Source organism: Desnuesiella massiliensis (genome assembly GCF_001403615.1).
GTDB lineage: Bacteria > Bacillota > Clostridia > Clostridiales > Clostridiaceae > Desnuesiella > Desnuesiella massiliensis.
In genome coordinates, this window is the sequence record NZ_LN879455.1 from 487,000 (window position 1) to 507,261 (window position 20,262).

Consider the following 20,262-nt stretch of genomic DNA (forward strand, 5'->3'; position numbering starts at 1 on the left):
ATTTTTCCTAGGGGAACGGAGAAAAATCCACTATAATTGTGCATTATGCATTGTGAACTATGAATTGATAATATCATTTAATTTAGTGCTAGCTTTTTTAATATCTTCAGCGCCTAAGAGGCAAGATACCACTGATACCCCATCTATAGGAGCTTTTAGCACCTCTTTAACATTGTCATGGGTAATGCCGCCTATGGCTACCACAGGTATTTTCACATTTTCCTTTATTTTTATAAGGGTATCTATAGAGGTTATATCTACATCCTTTTTAGTGGAGGTGCTAAATATAGCGCCCACTCCTAAGTAGTCTGCGCCTAGACTTTCTGCCTCTAGTGCTTCTTCTAGGTTATGGGCGGAAACTCCTAATATTTTATCTTTGCCTAGTAGTTTTCTACAAAGACTTATAGGCAGGTCCTCTTGACCAATATGAAGCCCGTCTGCATTTATGGCTAGAGCAATATCTAGTCTATCATTGATTATTAAAGGTATATTATATTTATGAGTTAATTCTTTTACCTGCAACGCTAGATTATAAAAGTCTTTACTATTAGTAGCCTTCTCTCTTAATTGAACTAAGGTAACTCCTCCAAGGATAGCTTGTTCTACACTTTCTAATAGATCTCTTCCTTCTAAAACCTCTCTGTCAGTTACAAGATATAATTTATAATTTATGTTCATTTAGCTTACCTCCATTAAATAAATCCTTTGGTGATAATGAAGCTATGGAATCTATTAAGGCCACCTTAAAGCTGCCAAGGTGGTAATTGCTTTTTAGCGAAGCCTCAGCCATCTCTCCACAAAGCCCCATGGTAGCAATGGCTGCAATGGTAGCAGTGTAATAATCTTTAGTTACTCCGCAGTAAGCTCCAGTTAAAGAACTGCTCATGCATCCAGTGCCAGTTATTTTAGCTAATATAGGGTGTCCATTTTCTATGAAGCATATATTTTTCCCATCAGAAATGATGTCTTTAGCTCCTGTAATAGCGATTACAGACCCTAGCTTTTGGGATAATTTTAAGGCTATTTCTTCTCCATTTTCAGTATCTTCAGTGGAGTCAACTCCTCTTACTATGGAGTCCATACCGGAGAGTACTTTAATCTCAGACATATTTCCTTTTATTACAGAAAAATTTATTTCCTTCAGTAACTTTTTAGCAGTTTCTGTTCTTAGGTTAGTGGCACCTACTCCTACTGGATCAAGGATTACAGGTATATCTAGACTATTGGCTCTCTTTCCAGCTAAAAGCATTGACTCTATGGTTCTGGAATTTAGAGTACCTATATTTATCACTAAGGAGGAGGCTATGGATATCATCTCCTCTACCTCAAGGCTATCATCAGCCATTACAGGGGAACCGCCTAGGGATAGGGTGATATTAGCACAATCATTTACCGTAACATAATTGGTTATATGATGAACTAAGGGTTTTTTTTCTTTAACTAAAGTTAAGAGTTTAGAAAGTTTTTCTCTAGTTTCCATGATTTTGTGAACCTCCAGCTAACAAAATAAATTAAAGATGTTAATAACATAGTAGGCAGAGTATTACCCATAAAGAAATCAATCTTTAAAAGGGTGTAATAGGTAATGATTCCAATAATCCAAACTATTACTGCGCCTATATTTAGTTTTAAACCTTCTTCTATAGCATTATTTTTCTTTAGGATAAAATAGTCTGTAAATAAAATAGCAAACATAGGAGCAAATACAGAACCTATGGCATAAAGAAAGTTTTCGTATTGCTCTATAGGGAATATTAAAGCTATTAGGGTTCCTAAGATTCCCATTATCAAAGCCACAGGAGTTTCCTTTAGCTTTGAACTTATATTTATGAAGCTTATCCCTGCTGAATATACATCCATAAAGGTAGTGGTTACCGTAGCTAGTATTATTATGCTAAGAGCAAATACACCTAAGTTAGCAGCTACCATTATCTCTCCTATGTCTGTAGTGTTAAATATTAAAGCAGCACCTAGACCTATAATATACATCCAACAGCTTCCGAAAAAGTATCCAAGGAAGCTTCCAGTCACTGCAGACTTCTTATTTTTAGCAAAACGAGTATAGTCTGCAATAAGTGGAAGCCAGGAAAGTGGCATTACGATATTAAGCTCTATAGCGGCTCCAAAGGAAAGATTTCCTTCAGGTAATTTTGTTAATAGACTGTTATTTTTAAATATTACAAAGCTTAACACCAAGGTAAGAATGAACAGCAATATAACTGCCACAGAATTTAGTTTTTTTAGAGTATTGCTACCTAATAAAACCCATAGGCATACTAAAATGCCTATTAATATACTCCAAACCACTATGTTATCGAAGTTCCAAAGTATTTTGCTTACCATATTTAAGGATCTACCACCTGAAATTATCATAACTGCTGTCCAACCTATCAGCTGCAGAACGTTTAAAATTGAAAATACATAGGAACCGTAGCTTCCGAAAGAAATTTTTGTGGATTTTATAGAAGGCATATTTTTTTCAAAACCGATTATTCCACCCATAACTAGTAAAGCTGTACCAATGCCATGACCGATTATTATAGCTAATAAAGCTTTTTTAAAGCCTAAAGGAGCCAGTAGTCCTCCAGTGAGTATTTCTGCAATGGATACTGAAGCACCAAACCAAAGAGCAGTAAAATGTTTTGTAGATAAGGTTTTGCTTTCACTATTCATTTATCAATCCCGCCTTTCTATACAGTTCATAAAAGTGGTGAGTAGGTCCAACGCCTTTTCCGATGCTAAAAGAATGTTTTATAGCAGTAGTTATGTATTCTTTTGATTTTTTTACCGCTGTAGCTATATCAAAACCTAGAGCTAGGTTTGAAGCTATGGAGGAAGATAAGGTACAGCCAGTTCCATGGGTGTTTTTAGTATCTATTCTTTCAGAATGAAAATAAAAAATTTCTTTTCCATCAAAAAGAACATCTACAGCTTCTTCGCTTAAGTGACCACCTTTGACTAATACATTTTTAGCACCTAGATTAAATAATTCTTTGGCTGCATCTACCATCTGTTCGATGCTTTCAACTTTTCTGTTAAGCATAGCAGAAGCCTCATGAAGGTTAGGAGTAATTATGGTGGCTAAAGGTACTAGCTTTTCTACTAATGCCTTTTTAGATTCGGGCCTTAAAAGATCAAACCCACTTTTAGAAATCATTACGGGATCTACTACAATATTTTTAGCATTAATTTTTCTTAATTCCTCAGCAATGGTTTCTATGCTATCTATTCTTGAAGTCATACCTATTTTAACTGCTGATACCTCTATATCTTCATAAATCACTTGTATTTGTTTTCTTATGATATCAGTGTTTACATCTTGTACTGCAAAAACTCCTTGTGTATTTTGAACTGTTATAGCAGTGATTACACTCATTCCATATACTCCATGAGCCGAAAAGGTTTTTAAATCTGCTTGTATGCCTGCTCCTCCACAACTATCAGAACCAGCAATGGTTAATACATTTTTCATAAAAATCCTCCTTTAAATGTGAATATTTTTTAGTATTTTACTTTTATCTAGGCCTATCAAAATAGCATAGGCTATGATGCTTCCACCAATGGTGCTAACTGAAAAAGGTGCTACAAAGAAAAATAAAGAAATATTCTTTCCTAATATAATTTTAGCTAGGGGATAAGCTGCTAAGGCACCTATAACACCAGTGCCTATGATTTCGCCGCCTAAAGCAATAAGCGTGTTACTAAATTTTTTATATAATATACCAGCAAATAAGGAACCTATCATACTTCCGGGGAAGGCTAATATAGAGCCTGTACCAAGTATATTTCTCAAAAGAGATATAAGGAAGGCATTACCTAAGGCATACCACGGACCTAAAGTTATTGCTGAAATAACGTTTATAGCATGTTGCACAGGAAAACATTTAGATGGACCAATTGGGATATAAATAAGATGAGAGGATAGAACCCCTATAGCAATTAGAAGAGCCGAAAAAGTTAATTTTTTTGTTTTCAAAATAAAACCCCCTTAATTCTAGGGGGGAGGATTACCTTATTACCTGAAATTGAAGATACATTAGACTTAACATAAATAAATAGAATAGATGATTCTATAGAAAGCAATAAATAAGTTGTTGCTTTCTATAAAATTAAAAAAGCACAACCCATCATAGAGTTGTGCTATAAATTCAAAAAATGTTAAGCAGAGTCCCTACGCTGGCATTACCCAGATCAGGTATAAGGGTCAAAGACTTTATAGGGTCTTTATCTCAGCCGGCCTAACCCAGCCCCCCTGTGTTATATTGATTTTTACACTTATATTCTAACACTAAGGTTTAGAGAAATCAATGGAAAGTTAATTTCTAAAATTTTCTTAGTATACCACTAGACAGAAAATAATTTTGATGTTAAAATATGTTTAACGTTAAAATTATTTTATAGAGGAGAGGTTTATATGGAAGCTTATGAGGTAAATAAGAAAGTGGGAATAAAAGGGTTAATTAAAAGTAAAAACTATATGGTTATGTTCATAGCAAATTTTATTTCCAGATTTGGAGATTCTGTAGATGGTATAGCCTACGGATGGATGGTATACATGCTAACAGGTTCCAAGCTTTTGCTGGGGACATTGTTTGCAGTTAATGCCATACCCAATATATTACTAGGGCCCTTTGCTGGCGTTTTTGCAGATAGATTAGATAAAAAGAAACTAATAACTCTCAGTTATTTAGGAAGAGGAATAATGGTATCCTTAACAGCTCTATTATACTTTGTAGGTATATTAAGACCTTGGCATTTGTTTATAATTACTATTTTTAATTCTACATTTGAAACTTTAATGATGCCAGCTATGACTTCTTTGATGCCATTGATTGTAGATGAGGAAAGCTATTTATCTGCTAATTCCTTTTCTACCTCTGCCTTTAAATTTGCAGAATTAATTGGCACGGCAATGGCTGGCGCAATAATTGCATTAATTGGAATTTCTGGCGCTATATTTGTGGATGCGGCTACTTTTTTTATAGCAGCATTAATAATGCTAATGCTTAAAGTTAAGTATGAAAAATCACAGGAAGAAAAGCTTAGCGTAAAATCTTATATTTCTGAACTAAAGGTAGGCTTTAAGTTTGTTAAGGATAACAAACTTATAAGGCTTATAATAATATTATTTGCCATAGTTAATTTTGGCTTGTCTCCGGTAAATGTAATGTTACCAATTTTCGCTAAGGATATATTGCAAGGTGGACCAGAGGTATTGAGCATCATAGGAATAGCTTTTTCCTTAGGAACCATACTTGGAGGAATAATTATAGGACAAATAGGACAAAAATTTAAAATCACTAATCTAATTATAGTTGGATTCTTTTTATTTGGTATAGATTATGCGTTATTATTTTTACCTGGAACAGTTATACATGCTAATTTAGTTTCTATAGCATTAACTATATTTATATTCTTTACTCTAGGATTTTTAATACCTATGGTATCCTCACCCATAAGTGCTTATATGATGAGTAAGACGGACAAACAAGTACTAGGCAGGGTTAGCTCTTTTATGGGAATGATAAGCTGCTGTGCCATACCTTTAGGTAGTGCGTTAACAGGGGTTATTACGGAATATTTATCTGCTTCTTCTATATTTTTAATTATGGGTATAATGATTTCTCTAGTTGCGCTATCTCTAAATTATAGCAAAACCTTTAAAAAAGCTTAAACGTTAAAAAAGAGTTTGTTAAAAAAGCTAAAGTTGTTATATAATAAGGATGGAGGCGATAAAACATGGAGGATAAAAAAGTCTTAACCACTTTAGAAGAAGTAAAAGCTATTTCCGATCCTTATAGATATAGAATTTTAACTACTCTTATAAATATGAATGAACCAGCCACGGTAAAGCAGATAGCTGATAAGATGGGTGAGGTACCAGCAAAAGTACACTATCATATTAAGAAGCTTGAAAAAGCAGAAATAATAAAACTGGTTTATACTAAAGAGATCAATGGAATTATAGCTAAGTACTATGAACCCTTAGCCACGGGTTTTGAAATAGAATGTTCAAAAGAAATAGAAGAGCCTGCTAAAAAAATGATTCTAGCAGAAAGTCAAAGGATGCTATCTGAGCTTTATGATGAAAGTAAGAAAATATTTTTAGACTCAGTAGGTAAAGCTGCAAAAGATGAAAAGGACAAAGATGCAAAGGGATCTATTACTACTAATAATTTATATCTTACAGAAGAAGAGGTCAATGAAATAATGGCCTTAATGGAAAGCTTTTTTAAAAAGCATAAAGAAGAAGATGCTGAGAAGATTAAATATCATAGTTTTTTTACTATAATAAAGAACAGAGAATAGTAGGGTTAATTTAGGGATCCAACTTCAACTACTAACTTATACATGCACAATAATGGCTTAAAGATGTCAATTTGGAACATGTATAAGTTGAATTTTGGCAGTATTTCTCTATATTACAAAAATGTAAGATTTGATTATGATTTTGTAATATAGGTAGATGGAAAAGCTATATGAATAAGGAGTAAAATATATTTAAAAACCTGAGGTGAGTTTTATATGAAAAGAAAGCTAATGGTTTTTACATTTATATTTTTCCTCCTTTTTAGTTTTTATACAGCTAAAGTAAGTGATAACTATGTCATTGATAAAAATTTAAAACAATATATAATGACTATAAATAAAAATTATGTTACTATAGATGAAATTCCTAAAAGCCTTCAAGACACTCTTTTATTAGTAGAGGATAAAAAGTTTTATTGCCATAGAGGATACGATGTAAAGGCAATAGCTAGAGCTTTTGTAGTTAATTTTAAAGCAGGAGAGATAAAAGAAGGCGGAAGTACTATAACTCAGCAGTTAGTTAAAAACTTATTTCTTTCTTCAGAACAGACTGCTACTAGAAAAATCAAGGAAATAATATTAGCAGTAAAATTAGAGAGCACCTATAGTAAAGAAGAAATCATGGAAATGTATTTAAATGTTATCTATTACGGTAATGGAGCCTATGGAATACAGAATGCTAGTAATTTATATTTTAATAAAAATGTATGGTCATTATCAAAGGAAGAAATAGCAATGTTAGTAGGAATACCACAAGCACCAAACCTTTATAATCCTAAGAGCAATCCTGAAAAGGCAAGAAAGAGGCAGAAGCAAATTCTTACCATTATGGAAGAGAATAAAATAATAAAAGATTTTTAAGATAAAAAGTGCCTTCCGCATTGTGAAAGGTACTTTTTATTTTGAAACACCTTTTATTATTAGGTATAATAAAAGAATACATAATGAATTTGGTTATTTATTAATGATAATGTTATAAAACTGTGAAAAAATTATAAAAAGTATAAAAATTAGGAGGCTGACTATGATTCCATTTAAGGATACTTATTACCAAAATAAAGTTAGAGAATTCAATGACAAATGTAATATAAAAAGTGATTTTCACCTAGGAGATTTTAGCATTGAGTACATAATGTTTAAAACTGGTAGAATAAATGCCTATATGCATGTGTATAAAGGAGATTTTTATAACTACCCAATATTAAAAGAAAAAGAACAGCTATGGATGGGAGTTACCCCTTTAGAAGTAGGTGGATGCTATGAGGCTATAAGAAGAGCCCAGGGAAAAGTAGGGGTAGTAGGACTAGGGTTAGGATATTTTGTACAGGAAATATTAGAAAAAGAAAAGGTTCAAGAGATTGTAGTATATGAAAAAAGCTCTGAGGTCATAGAGCTCTACAACAAAAATTTTGGCTATAATCCTAAATTAAAAATAATTAATGTGGACGCATTTAAAGCTGAGAAGGAGCGTTTTGACTTCTTCTTCATGGATATTTATAAAAATGAAATTTGCTATGATATAGTAGAGGATTATTTAAAATTAAATAGTATTTTTGAAATAAAAGAATATGCCTTTTGGGGATTAGAACATTTAATTTTAAGCTGTGATAGCGAAGATATTGCAAAGGCTAGATTACCAGAAGCTTGGATTACCATGGCAGATAGTTTAGGAGATAGATTCTATCAATCAAAGTATAAAGAGAACTTTGTAGCCTTAGATTATAAACTTTGCAAGAAACTTTTAGGGGGTTTTGAGCAGATATTCAATAATTAATCTTAAAAGTCAAGGGAGACCTTGGCTTTTAATCTTTTTTATGTCTCCTTAATAAATCTTAATATTTTTTTGATTAATATCTTAATACTTAAGCTTTAAAATAAAGATAAAATCTAAGGGGAGATGAAAAAGATTTGAGAAGAATTTTGATTATAAGATTTATATCAATAGTTTTTTTAATAAGTATCTTTTTATTATTTAAGGCGTACTTGGAATTAGTAACTACGCTAATAGCTATTTTATCATTTTACTATTTTTCAAGCTTAAAGAATAAATATTAGTGGGGGAGGATATAAAATGGAGTTTATATACTTTTTAATATGCTTCTTTCAGCCTATATTTATACCTATTCCAGAAGCTGTAACTATCATATCAGCTAGTGAAATTTTGGGGCCTTTTAAAGCTTTTATAATTGCCTTTTTAGGAACTGTTAGTGGTATAATAGCTATGTATTCTATAGCTAGAATAGCTGGTGAAAAATATGTGAAAAAATTTATAAAGTCTGATCAACTAATTAAATATAGCAATTATGTAAAGAAAAATGAAATTTTAATTACAGGATTACTTTTTATACTTCCAGTATTACCAGATGAAATTGTTTGTATGGGAGCAGGAATTACAGGAATTTCTTTTAAAACATTTGTATTAATCGCAGTTTCATCTAAACTAATCACTTCTCTTACCTTTGCTTATTCATTGCAATTAGCAAATATCCTAGCAATAAGTAAATTCCAATTAATATTCATAGAGTTATCAATATTATTAGCATTTACTATAATTAGTCGAAGAAAAAATATAAGGGCGCAAAGGTAATTTAGATTTAAAATAGAGAATTTATAAAAATACCCGCATAGACGGGTATTTTTATTATAAACACCTACTTGACAATACAAGGTAGTAACAGTATTATAAAACTAAGCTACTTGTTAATACAAAGTAGCTATAAATAGAATAGAAGGAGAGCATATGGCTAAGGATACACAAATTCTAAAAGGTATTTTAGAGGGTTGCTTACTTAAGATAATTGAAAATCATGAAACCTATGGCTATGAAATTTGCGAAAAGCTGATGAATTATGGATTTAGTGATATTACCGAGGGGAGTGTTTATCCAATTCTCATAAGATTAGAAAAGAAAGAAAATATTTATTCTATAACAAAAAAGTCACCTTTAGGTCCTATGAGAAAATATTATTTTTTAACTGAAAAAGGAAAGAAGGAGCTTAAAGATTTTATGGACTCCTGGGAAGAAATAAATAATGCAGTTAAAAGGGTATTGGAGGAATAAAAAATGTTTGATAATTATGAGTTAAAAAGAATTAGGCTAAGAGAAAAAGAAAAACTAGATTCTAAAAATAAAGTTCTTTTTCAATGTATTACAGAATATATAAATTGCTGTGATATTACTAAGAGTGACAAAGAAGAAATTCTTCATGAAATATTAGATAGTTTGCTTCAGTGTGAGCAGAAAAATAAGGATGTAGAGATCTTTATAGGACAAGATTATAAAAAGTTTTGTGATGCCATAGTAGATGAATATAGCAGTTCTACAACGAGGCTATATATAGCCGTAAATTTTATAGAGAAGTACTTTATTCAGTTATTTATAATCTGCACTATAATGTTTTTAGCTCAAGGATTTCAAGGAGGACAGTTTAGCATAGATTTAAAAGATTTTTACCTTGCTAATATAATAGTTCTATTCATAAGGCCCTTATCCACTACTTTTAAAAAGAAAAATATTGAAGTGCCATTATTATATAGGATAACAATGCTGCCAAACTCCCTTTCTACAGAGAAAAAGTGGTATAAAACTCTTTTCATCTTTGTAATTATCTTTACTGCTATTGCTTTACTGGCAGGAAGAGAAATATTGAATAAACCTTTGTATTTTTCTAATTTATGGCCCATATTACTTATTTTTAGTATAATTATATGTTGCATACATTTTTATAAATATTATAATAAGATAAAGCATCATATTAATATTTAAAGAGGAATTATAAATGAATGTTGACATTTTAAATTTATTAAACATGACTTTGATGTTCTTATTAATTTTTTCTTTTGTAGGAATTATAGTAAATACCTACAGGCAATATAGAAAAAATTTTGTACAGAATTTAAGCAAGAATATATTGTTAAGAGCCTTAAATTTTGTATTTAATATACCAAAATCTCAATATACTTCTTATGAAAAATATAGAATATGGATATTTATAGAAAAGATTAGAGTTAAAAATAATGCTTATGAATAAAATTTAGAATTAAGGGAGAGATTTAGTTGAGCATTATTTTAAATTCTTTTAAATGGATATTAGATAATTTAGTTTTAGTAGTAGGTGACTATGGAATAGCCATAGTTTGTTTAACCTTAATAGTACGAATGTTTTTATTACCCTTTTCTATTAAGCAAAAAAAGGATTTAGTTAAGCAGCAAGAAGTTACTAATAAGATTAATAGTATAAAGGAAAAATATAAAAATAATTCCAAAGCCCTTGAAGGAGAACTTGCTAAATATCAAGGGGAATATTTAAAATCCTTTGGGGGTTGCTTAGTTTTAATAATACAGGCACCTATTATGATGAGCCTATATGGGGTTATTAGATCTATTGCTACTAATGAAGGAACGGTGTTGGTGCCGTGGGTTAGCAATATTTCGTTATCAGATCCATATTTTATATTACCAATAATATATATGATATTTATGGTTTTACCTACTATTTTTGATTATTTGTATAATAAGCCTAAAAGCAATGAAAGCAATATAAAAACCATGTTAATTATGAATCTCATATTTGCTTTACTTATATCTATAAAATTACCCGTAGGATTAGCTATTTACCTTATAACCTTTGCAGCTTTTTCCTTTGGTGAAAATTTAGTATATAAAGTATTCTTAAAAAATTAATTTTAGACAAGAGAACACTCTAAAACTATGTATAGGGAAACACTACAGAAACTTAATTTATACAGGTTCCAAAATGGTATCTTTGAGCCATTATAGTACCTGTATAACTTAGTAGTTGAAGTTGTTTCCCTATAGAAGTTATTAGAGTGATTTTAATTTTATAAAATTTTTTATACAATGAGTACTCAATAAAACAGGATTAACAGTGCTTTCTTTTGTTCAATTTATAAAAATCTTTAATTATCATTGGTAAAAATTTATCAAATAATAGAAAATTAATTCATATTATGGTAAAATAATTAATGAATTTGTCAAGAGGTGGTAAGCTATGAATAATTATGTAGAGACATCTAAAAAAGCTGAAATAACGATGAAATTATCGCATTTTGAAATGCCTCCTATGCAGGATGCCTTAATAGTTGGCAAGAGAGCACCTATTGGACCAGAAGGTGCTCGAAGGATGGTAAATATAATATCACCAGATCAGTATGAAGTAATAAAAATATCTCATGAGTTTATTGAGGGGATTATAATAAGAAAATCCTTATTAAGTATTCTACCTAAGGATAAGTTAATTTCGATAATATTAGAGGAAGGAGAAAGAATTGCTAACGAGACAACTATTATAAAAGTAGAAATAAATTTAACAGTAAAAGTTAGCAGATCTATTGATATATGATTAAAAAGGTTAAAGACATGATATTAACTAATTTTATGACCATAGGAGAACTATTTAGAGTTCAAAGAATGCAAGATTTAATTGGTAGCCAAGCTATAGAGTGTTTTATAGTATCAGAAAATAGTAAAATAAATGGAATAGTTACATATAAAGATATAATAATGGCCCATCCAAATAGAATTGCAGCGGATGTTATGAATAGTGCCTTTGATTATATTGATGAAAATACTACCTTCTGGAGAGCAAAGGATTTGTTTGAAGAAAAAGATATTAATATATTATTAGTAAAATGCAGTAGTGGTACGGTGAAAGGAATTTTAACAAGAGATATCATAGAAACGGAAGCAAATAAACATATAGATCCTTTGACAGGCTTGTATAGAAAAGAATATATTTATTACTCTATAGAGAAAAGTATTTTTCTTAATAATAAAAATACTATAATGTTTATAGATGTGGATAACTTTGGAGATATAGATAAAAAATGTGGACATATAGTAGGAGATAATATATTAATAGAATTAAGTAAGCTCTTGGTTAACAATATAAAGAATATAGGAGCAATGTGCAGATTTGGTGGAGATGAATTTGTTATTTCAACCTCTTTAGATAAAGAGACAAGTGTAGAGGTTGCTAAAAGTCTTATTGAAACTATAGCAAGTAAAAGCTTTTATGATAAAATAAATATTAGTATTTCTATAGGTTTGTGCCATATTGAAGAAAATATTAATTTTGCAAATGTAAATATTATATCAAAGCTAATCAACAAAGCTAGTTTAGCGTCCACTCAAGCTAAACATAGGGAAGACAAATTGCATATGGTAAGTGCTGATGAAGTTATTAACTGTATTGCTTAAAAAATCAATAAATATTAAATTTGTTTAATGAAACAAGCTTCTAATTTTGTACAGGAGGCTTGTTTTTTCGTATAATATACATATAAGTTCAGCACTAGGAATTAAATATTAAAACATATTAGGAGTGTTTATAGTGATAAAAAGAAAAAAATCAATGATAGGATGTCTTGTATTACTTATTATAATCTTTATTTCAGTTGTGGCCATTATGAATTATATTTCTAAAAGGAATAAACCGCTTATATTAGATAAGTCTATTCTAAGAAATTATATTAAAGCAGCGGACGAAGCTAGCAAAGGTAAGTTACAGGTAAACTGGAAGTTGGTAGCTGCTATAAATGCAGTGCAATATAAAAAAGAGCTTAGTAATATATCCTATAGTGAAATCTTAAATCTGAGCAAGAGTTTTTTAGATAAAAATACTACACAAACTAAAGTCAGGGGCAGTGAGTATAGGTTAAAAACTGCTGAAGAAGTGTTAAATAATTTAAAGTTTGATAAGAAACAAAAAGATAAATTTAAAAAATATTTAGAGGAGTTAGAGTACGAAGGGCTAGCTAGAGGTAACTTGTATGAGGGAGCTCCTAATTTAGAGTTTATAAAAGAAATAAAAGAAGAGGCTATTAATGGCTATGATAAATATGGTATATTGCCTTCCATTACAATAGGACAGGCAATCCTAGAATCAGGCTGGGGAAAATCAGAGCTTGTATTAAAAGCTAATAATCTTTTTGGCATTAAGGCTGATGCTTCTTGGAAGGGAAAAAAAGTATCCATGAAAACCTCTGAGTATTATAATAAAGTCATTACGGATAGCTTTAGAGCTTATGAAAGTAAAGAAGATTCCATAAAAGATCACAGGGAGTTTTTATATAAGAATACAAGATATAAACAGGCTGGTGTTTTTGAGGCTAGACAATACATAGAACAAGCACAAGCTTTACAAAAAGGTGGTTATAGTACTGTTCAAAATAAACAAGGTGAATATATTTATGCTGAATTGATTATTAATATAATAAAGGAAAATAATCTTCAATTAGTTGACAACGAAGCTCAAATGAGAATTTTAACAAATAAGAAACAATAAAGACATAATATATTCTTAAATTTTATTTAAAATACTATATATTATGCTATACTAATATATAAGGAAACAACTTCAACTACTAATTTATACATGTCTCATAATGACTTAAAGATGCCATTTTGAAACCTGTATAAATTAAGTTTTCGTAGTGTTTATCTATATATTATGTATTAAGCATAAGGAGTAAGCTTATGGGAGAAAATTTAGAAGTGTTTATTGTAGATAGAATTGAGGAACATAGTATAGTATGCGAGAATTCTAAAGGAGAGATTATCAGTATTTGTAAAAATCAGGTTGAAGGTAATCCAAAAGAGGGAGAGGTGCTTATAAAAGGACATAATAAATACCATGTAGACATCGAAGCTACTAAGCAAAGGAAAGCCGAAATAGAGGAATTAATGAAAGGTATGTGGGCAGATGAGTGATAATATGATTACAAAAGCAAAGGAAAATGAAGAATTAGATAAAGAGCAACAGCAAGAAGAGGAGGGCTTAAAAAAGCTTTTTTTTGACTGGATCCTACCCATAATAGCAGCGGTTGCTATTGGATTGCTCATAAATAAATTTTTACTTTTTAAGGTCTATATTCCTTCAGAATCTATGGTACCTACTTTAAAAATAGGGGATCAGTTATTTGTAACTAAGGTATATAACACAGAGAACATAAAAACTGGAGATATAGTGGTTTTTTACTCAGAAGAACTTAATGATTTATTGATTAAAAGAGTTATAGGCCTTCCAGGAGATAAAGTGGAAATTAAAGATAATGGTGATGTATATGTAAATGGTAATAAACTCAATGAGGCTTATGTTAAGAATAAAAGCGATAAATCTGGAAGCTATACTGTGCCAGAAGGCAAATTCTTTTTCTTAGGAGATAATAGAGCTAATTCTAAGGATAGCAGATGGTGGAATAATCCTTATGTAGATAAGAAGGACATTAGAGGAAAGGCAAGGGTTAGGGTATATCCTTTCGATAGATTTGGAGTTATAAAGTAATTTGGAGGGATGAAATTGATTAATGAAAGAATTGAAGAGTTAAGGGAAGAATTAATACAATCTACTCAGGAACTGCTTAGAATAAAAAGTGTAGAAGAAGAAGCAAAAGAAAATGCCCCTTTTGGCGAAGGGGTTAAACTTGCTTTAGATAAAGCTTTAGACATATCAAATAGATTAGGCTTTAAAACTGTAAATCTTGATGGCTATGCTGGTTATGCTGAGTATGGAGAGGGAGAGGAATATATAGGAGTTTTAGGTCATTTAGATGTAGTGCCTGAGGGAGATGGATGGATTTATCCACCTTATGGAGCAGAGATACATGAAGGAAAGGTCTTTGCAAGGGGGGCTATGGATGATAAAGGACCTATTATGGCCGCTCTTTTTGGGCTTAAAGCTATAAAAGACCTAAATCTACCAATTAAAAGAAAGGTCAGAATCATATTTGGAACTAATGAAGAAACAGGTTCCGCTGATATAGAGCATTATATGAGTAAAGAAAAAGCGCCTGTAGCTGGATTTACTCCTGATGCAGAGTATCCAATAATCTATGCAGAAAAAGGACTTACGTCTTTTAATTTAACTAAATCCGTAAGTCCTAGTTCAGAGGACTTAATTGTGGAATATATCAAAGGTGGACAAAGGGCAAATATGGTACCGGATTATTGTGAAGCAGCATTAAGAACTTCTGATAAAGAAATAATAAAAAAGAAAATAGAAAAAATAGCTTCTAGATTAGAGTTTAGTATAAAAACCGAAGAAAAAGGGGATTTATTAATTATAAAATCTTTAGGAGTAAGCGCTCATGGAAGTGTTCCAGAGCTTGGGAAAAATGCCATAATGCAGCTTATAAAGGTTTTAAACAATTTAGGGATTACTGGGGAATTAGGAGCGTTGATTGATTTTCTAGATAGCCATATAGGGTTAGAAACTAATGGTGAAAGCTTTGGCGTGGGTCTTAAGGATGAGGTTTCAGGAAGTTTATCCTTTAATTTAGGTATTATAAATTATAGTGAAGGAAAATTCTTAGTTACATTAAATCTAAGATATCCTGTTACCTTCCAGGTAGAAGATATGCTTAAGCCTTTGAATAAGACCATAGAAAAAATTGGTTTAAATCTAGAAGAATTTGAGCATCAGAAGCCTTTGTATTTCCCACAAGATCATAGTATTATAAAGACTTTGCAAAAGGTATATAAGGAACAAACTGGGTTAGAGCCAAAGCTTTTAGCTATAGGTGGAGGAACCTATGCAAAAGAAATGCCTAATATAGTTGCTTTTGGACCCATTTTTCCTGGAAAGCCTGATTTAGATCATCAAGCCAATGAATATATTGAAGTTGAAGATTTAGTTCTAAATGCAAAAATATATGCAGAAGCTATCTATGAACTATCAAATTTGTAATTGTAGGAAGGAAGTGAAAAGTACTTGGTTTATGAAAGAAATATCTTTCATAAACCTTGGCATATATGTTCGACGATAAAAAGTTTAAATACAGAATGGTATATTTAGTGGGAGTAATTTTAGCGGTGCTGTTCATAAATTATATGAGTACCTCTATAACCACTAAGCAGATTAGTTATAATGAATTTTTAAAGTTAGTTAATGAAGAGAAGGTGGAAAAGGTTGTACTGCAAAAGGATAGGATATTAATAAAGGCTAAACCAGATAGCGGATATGCTAACAAGGCCTTATATACAGGATACCTGTGGGATCAAGAGTTAGTAAAGCTTTTAACTTCAAAAAATATAGAATTTACTAAAGAAATACCTAATAATGATCCATTACTAAATATAATATTATACTGGGTAGCTCCTATTATAATATTCATGATATTAGGAAGGTTCATATTTGGCAGACTTGATAAAAAGATGGGTGGAGGAGTAATGTCCTTTGGAAAAAATACTGCTAAACTTTATGCTGAAAATGAAACCGGAAAGACATTCAAGGATGTAGCAGGGCAAGAAGAGGCTAAGGAATCCCTAGTAGAGATAGTGGATTTTTTACATAATCCTCAAAAGTATGCGGAAATAGGGGCTAAGCTTCCTAAAGGAGCTCTTTTAGTGGGACCTCCTGGAACTGGTAAAACTCTTTTAGCTAAAGCTGTAGCTGGAGAAGCTAAGGTTCCCTTTTTCTCCATGTCTGGTTCAGACTTTGTAGAGTTATTTGTTGGAATGGGCGCCTCAAGGGTTAGAGACTTGTTTAGGCAAGCAGAAGAGAAGGCTCCCTGCATTATATTTATAGATGAAATAGATGCTATTGGTAAGAGCAGAGATGGCAGCCTGCAAGGAAATGATGAAAGAGAACAAACCTTAAATCAGCTTTTAGCTGAGATGGATGGCTTTGATTCTTCTAAAGGAGTAGTGATTTTAGCAGCTACCAATAGACCAGAAGTATTAGATAAAGCTCTTCTAAGACCGGGAAGATTTGATAGAAGAGTAATTGTGGATAGACCTGATTTAAAGGGAAGAGAGTCTATATTAAAGGTTCATATAAAGGATGTTAAATTAGGTGATGATGTGGATTTATCCTCCGTAGCTAAGGGGACACCTGGAGCTGTAGGAGCAGACCTGGCCAATATTGTTAATGAGGCAGCTTTAAGAGCAGTTAAGCATAATAGAAAAGTGGTGCTTCAGGAAGATTTAGAAGAAGCTGTAGAAGTGATAATTGCTGGTAAAGAAAAGAAGGATAGGATTCTTTCAGATAAAGAGAAGCGAATAGTAGCTTTCCATGAGGTAGGTCATGCTTTAGTGGCAGCCTTATTAAATAATACGGATCCTGTACATAAAATAACCATTGTTCCAAGAACTATGGGTGCTCTAGGCTATACTATGCAACTTCCTACAGAAGAGAAATATCTAGTTTCTAAAGAGGAGATGCTGGATCAAATAACTGTTATGCTAGGTGGAAGAGCTGCAGAAGAGGTAGAGTTTAATATTATTTCTACAGGAGCTTCTAATGATATAGAAAGAGCTACTCAAACAGCAAGAAGCATGGTTACTATATATGGTATGACAGATAGATTTGATATGATGGCTTTAGAGTCTATAAATAGTAGATACCTAGATGGTAGACCAGTACAAAATTGTAGTGCTGAAACAGCGGCTTTAATAGATGAAGAGACCTTAAAAATAATTAAAGAGTGCCATGATAAAGCCATAAATATTTTAAAAGATAATAAGCCTTTATTTACTAAAATATCTGAAGTACTTATTGAAAAAGAGACTCTTCTTGGAGAAGAGTTTATGGCTATGGTAAATGAGTATAAAAATGAAGCCGAGCCAGTTAAAGAAGAACAATAATTAATCGTTAAAAAATAGTTAGCCGTGACTCTGAATTTGAAGGAGTCACGGTTATGCTTTTTAAGTTTAGAGGTACAAAAAATAAATTTGCAGTTTTTTTACAAAAAGTATTTTAATAATGGATAAAATAAGGTATAATATTTTCCTATTGCCTGAAATATTCAAGTTTTATAAATGAGAAGGTGGTGTTCTTGTGGATAAAGATTTATTAAAAGGGAATGAAAATTCCTTAGAACTCCAAACAGAAAAATTAAAGCTAGAGGAAACGATTCAAATAATCAACGCAGAAATTTTAAACTATATTTCAAAAAGAAAATATATGACTGAATATATACTAGACTATAGAAAAAATATAATTGAAGAATATAGAGATGATGAAGATAAATTAATAGAATACTTTGATCATGAAAGATATGTTAAAGAGGAGGCTTTTAAAACCATAGACAGAAGGTTGAAAGAACTCACTGCTTTATTATCTAGCCCTTATTTTGGCAAGGTAAGCTTTAGGGAAGAAGATTTTAATGATCAGGAAGAAATATATATTGGAAAGTTTGGGGTGACTCCAGAAGGAAGCTATGAGCCTGTAGTGCTGGATTGGAGAGCACCTGTAGCCTCTCTGTTCTATACAGGAAACCTTGGGGAGGCAAGTTATAAATCTCCTCAAGGGCCTATAAATACTGAAATACTAGCTAGAAGACAATTTATCATAAAGAACGGTAAGCTAAAAGGAATGTTTGATTCTGCCTTAGATGTTAAGGATGAAATACTTCAGATGGTATTAAGTTCTAACAGTGGAGAAAAGCTTAAAGATATTATAATGACCATACAAAAGGAACAAGACGAAATAATAAGACAAAATAAGAACGGCATAGTTGTAGTAAATGGAGTAGCTGGTAGTGGTAAAACTACTATAGCTCTTCATAGGATAGCCTATCTTTTATATAATTTTAGAAGCTCTCTACAGGATAAGATTTTGATATTAGGACCAAACAGTATATTCATGGAGTATATAGCTAATGTGCTTCCAAGCCTTGGAGAGGTTGGAGTTAGACAGAGCACTTTTAAAGAGTTCGCCCTATCTATTTTAAATTTAAATGATCACATAATGGATTTTAAAGCCTATATAGAAAGAGTTTTAAGCTCAGATAGAGAACTTACTCAGGATATAAAATATAAGAACTCTGATAGCTATATTGAGAAGCTTGATGAGTTAATCCAAGATAAAAATAATAGCTACTTTAAAATAGAGGACGCTTATTTTAGAGATGAAGTTGTAGTGACTTCAGAGCAGATAGAAGAGATGTTTAATAAGCATTATAGCTATATGCCTTTATTTAGAAGATGCAAAAAAATCAAAAGAATAATAATATCAAAGATTAAGGATAAAAGAGATCATATATTTAGAGATATGGAGCTAAAATATAAAAAGTATAAGGAGTCCCTATCGCCAGAAAAGTTAAGGCTCGAAGAAAATAATATAGAATTCCAAAGAAAGAACGATATAAGAGATTTAGTTAGGGATGTAGCTAAAGCTAAGGAGGCTTTACATTGGCTTAATCCAGGATCTGCAGAAGAAATATACTTGCAATTTAATGAGTTTAAAACTTTAATACCAGAGGATTTAGCTCCTATGCTTTATATAAAAATTAAGCTAGAGGGTATAAAGTATAAAAGTGATATAAAACATATAGTAATTGACGAGGCTCAAGATTATAGTAAGCTCCAATTTAGGGTTATTAAAGAGCTTACTGGATGCAGCTCCTTTACCGTGGTGGGAGATGTAAACCAGAGGTTGATACCTTATGATGAAGAGGCTGCTATGCTTAACTTAGAGATTATTTTTAATGAAGTACCAATGAGCAAATTTTCTCTAAATAAGAGTTATAGATCCACCAAGGAAATAATGGAATACGCTAATAAATATCTTAAGAAAGAAACCATAGTTCCTTTTGTTAGAAGCGGTGATGAAGTTTTAACTCAGGAAATTTATTCTTTAGAGAATCTAGCTCATATAGTAAAAGAAAAAGCAGAGGAATTCTATAAAAAGGGTTACGAAAGTGTTGCTTTGATTTGTAAAAATGAAAAGCAAATCCATAAGCTTCAGAGCAAGATTAAAGAAGAGCTGCTTGTAAAAGTAATAGATAATGAAGATATAATATATACTGGAGGAACAGTACTTATACCTTCCTATTATGCTAAAGGGTTAGAATTCGATGGAGTTATAATAATTGATGATGAGCCTAAAAATAATGAAGAGAATTTAATAAAGTATATAATGTGCACTCGTGCTTTACATGAATTATGTGTTTTAAATTTTAAAGAATTTTAAGAGATTCTCTTAAAGAATT

General features: G+C 31.2%; 22 protein-coding genes and 1 riboswitch. Of the genes, 17 read left to right on the forward strand and 5 right to left on the reverse strand.

The genetic code is table 11. From position 1 onward, the window contains the following. Positions 1 to 57: 57 nt before the first annotated feature. The 5 genes from thiE to thiW are packed head-to-tail and all read right to left on the reverse strand — an operon-like array spanning position 58 to position 3,976. Positions 58 to 678, reverse strand: coding sequence for a thiamine phosphate synthase (thiE, locus tag BN2665_RS09005; protein WP_055666776.1), 621 nt, complete (start codon positions 676 to 678; stop codon positions 58 to 60). Further along, positions 662 to 1,480 (reverse strand): hydroxyethylthiazole kinase, encoded by an 819-nt coding sequence (gene thiM / locus BN2665_RS09010; RefSeq protein WP_055666777.1) that lies wholly within the window; start codon positions 1,478 to 1,480, stop codon positions 662 to 664. Before thiM ends, thiE begins: the two co-directional genes overlap by 17 nt. Continuing rightward, on the reverse strand, positions 1,447 to 2,673 hold the full coding sequence (gene cytX, locus BN2665_RS09015; RefSeq protein WP_055666778.1) for a putative hydroxymethylpyrimidine transporter CytX: 1,227 nt from the start codon (positions 2,671 to 2,673) through the stop codon (positions 1,447 to 1,449). Before cytX ends, thiM begins: the two co-directional genes overlap by 34 nt. Beyond that, a complete protein-coding gene (thiD, locus tag BN2665_RS09020) occupies positions 2,666 to 3,472 on the reverse strand; it encodes a bifunctional hydroxymethylpyrimidine kinase/phosphomethylpyrimidine kinase (RefSeq protein WP_055666779.1) in 807 nt (268 codons plus the stop codon). The genes cytX and thiD overlap by 8 nt, the downstream gene beginning before the upstream one ends. A gap of 12 nt (positions 3,473 to 3,484) precedes the next feature. Further along, positions 3,485 to 3,976, reverse strand: a complete 492-nt coding sequence (gene thiW, locus BN2665_RS09025; protein WP_055666780.1) for an energy coupling factor transporter S component ThiW — start codon at positions 3,974 to 3,976, stop codon at positions 3,485 to 3,487. Between the two features lie 175 nt (positions 3,977 to 4,151). Then, positions 4,152 to 4,264, reverse strand: a riboswitch (TPP riboswitch). Positions 4,265 to 4,414: 150 nt separating this feature from the next. Between thiW and BN2665_RS09030 the strand changes: the two genes are divergently transcribed. The 17 genes from BN2665_RS09030 to BN2665_RS09110 all read left to right on the forward strand — a co-directional run bounded on the left by BN2665_RS09030 (position 4,415) and on the right by BN2665_RS09110 (position 20,243). Beyond that, on the forward strand, positions 4,415 to 5,674 hold the full coding sequence (locus tag BN2665_RS09030) for an MFS transporter (protein WP_055666781.1): 1,260 nt from the start codon (positions 4,415 to 4,417) through the stop codon (positions 5,672 to 5,674). 65 nt (positions 5,675 to 5,739) lie between these two features. Next, on the forward strand, positions 5,740 to 6,309 hold the full coding sequence (locus BN2665_RS09035) for a helix-turn-helix domain-containing protein (protein ID WP_055666782.1): 570 nt from the start codon (positions 5,740 to 5,742) through the stop codon (positions 6,307 to 6,309). A gap of 216 nt (positions 6,310 to 6,525) precedes the next feature. Next, positions 6,526 to 7,170: a transglycosylase domain-containing protein gene (locus BN2665_RS09040; protein WP_055666783.1), complete on the forward strand. Its 645-nt coding sequence runs from the start codon at positions 6,526 to 6,528 to the stop codon at positions 7,168 to 7,170. 163 nt (positions 7,171 to 7,333) lie between these two features. After that, entirely contained in the window at positions 7,334 to 8,083 is a 750-nt protein-coding gene (locus BN2665_RS09045) for a hypothetical protein (protein WP_055666784.1), read from the forward strand. Positions 8,084 to 8,380: 297 nt separating this feature from the next. Continuing rightward, on the forward strand, positions 8,381 to 8,896 hold the full coding sequence (locus tag BN2665_RS09050) for a TVP38/TMEM64 family protein (RefSeq protein ID WP_055666785.1): 516 nt from the start codon (positions 8,381 to 8,383) through the stop codon (positions 8,894 to 8,896). A 153-nt stretch (positions 8,897 to 9,049) separates the two neighbouring features. Further along, positions 9,050 to 9,370: a PadR family transcriptional regulator gene (locus BN2665_RS09055; RefSeq protein WP_055666786.1), complete on the forward strand. Its 321-nt coding sequence runs from the start codon at positions 9,050 to 9,052 to the stop codon at positions 9,368 to 9,370. 3 nt (positions 9,371 to 9,373) lie between these two features. Further along, on the forward strand, positions 9,374 to 10,075 hold the full coding sequence (locus tag BN2665_RS09060; RefSeq protein WP_055666787.1) for a hypothetical protein: 702 nt from the start codon (positions 9,374 to 9,376) through the stop codon (positions 10,073 to 10,075). A gap of 13 nt (positions 10,076 to 10,088) precedes the next feature. Beyond that, complete coding sequence (locus BN2665_RS09065) at positions 10,089 to 10,340, forward strand: hypothetical protein (protein ID WP_055666788.1); 252 nt, start codon at positions 10,089 to 10,091, stop codon at positions 10,338 to 10,340. A gap of 26 nt (positions 10,341 to 10,366) precedes the next feature. After that, positions 10,367 to 10,993 (forward strand): YidC/Oxa1 family membrane protein insertase, encoded by a 627-nt coding sequence (locus BN2665_RS09070; RefSeq protein WP_055666789.1) that lies wholly within the window; start codon positions 10,367 to 10,369, stop codon positions 10,991 to 10,993. Positions 10,994 to 11,321: 328 nt separating this feature from the next. Further along, the gene (locus tag BN2665_RS09075; protein WP_055666790.1) at positions 11,322 to 11,672 is read left to right on the forward strand and encodes a hypothetical protein; all 351 of its coding nucleotides are present in this window, start codon (positions 11,322 to 11,324) and stop codon (positions 11,670 to 11,672) included. Beyond that, a complete protein-coding gene (locus BN2665_RS09080) occupies positions 11,669 to 12,529 on the forward strand; it encodes a diguanylate cyclase (RefSeq protein WP_055666791.1) in 861 nt (286 codons plus the stop codon). Before BN2665_RS09075 ends, BN2665_RS09080 begins: the two co-directional genes overlap by 4 nt. Positions 12,530 to 12,662: 133 nt before the next feature. After that, complete coding sequence (locus BN2665_RS09085; protein ID WP_074042259.1) at positions 12,663 to 13,616, forward strand: glycoside hydrolase family 73 protein; 954 nt, start codon at positions 12,663 to 12,665, stop codon at positions 13,614 to 13,616. A gap of 191 nt (positions 13,617 to 13,807) precedes the next feature. Next, on the forward strand, positions 13,808 to 14,041 hold the full coding sequence (locus BN2665_RS09090; protein ID WP_055666792.1) for a DUF3006 domain-containing protein: 234 nt from the start codon (positions 13,808 to 13,810) through the stop codon (positions 14,039 to 14,041). Then, positions 14,034 to 14,615: a signal peptidase I gene (gene lepB / locus BN2665_RS09095; RefSeq protein WP_082435856.1), complete on the forward strand. Its 582-nt coding sequence runs from the start codon at positions 14,034 to 14,036 to the stop codon at positions 14,613 to 14,615. Before BN2665_RS09090 ends, lepB begins: the two co-directional genes overlap by 8 nt. A 9-nt stretch (positions 14,616 to 14,624) precedes the next feature. After that, positions 14,625 to 16,016, forward strand: a complete 1,392-nt coding sequence (gene pepV / locus BN2665_RS09100) for a dipeptidase PepV (protein ID WP_055666793.1) — start codon at positions 14,625 to 14,627, stop codon at positions 16,014 to 16,016. 65 nt (positions 16,017 to 16,081) lie between these two features. Beyond that, positions 16,082 to 17,914: an ATP-dependent zinc metalloprotease FtsH gene (gene ftsH, locus BN2665_RS09105; RefSeq protein WP_055666794.1), complete on the forward strand. Its 1,833-nt coding sequence runs from the start codon at positions 16,082 to 16,084 to the stop codon at positions 17,912 to 17,914. 193 nt (positions 17,915 to 18,107) lie between these two features. After that, positions 18,108 to 20,243, forward strand: coding sequence for a HelD family protein (locus tag BN2665_RS09110; RefSeq protein ID WP_055666795.1), 2,136 nt, complete (start codon positions 18,108 to 18,110; stop codon positions 20,241 to 20,243). Positions 20,244 to 20,262 lie beyond the last annotated feature (19 nt).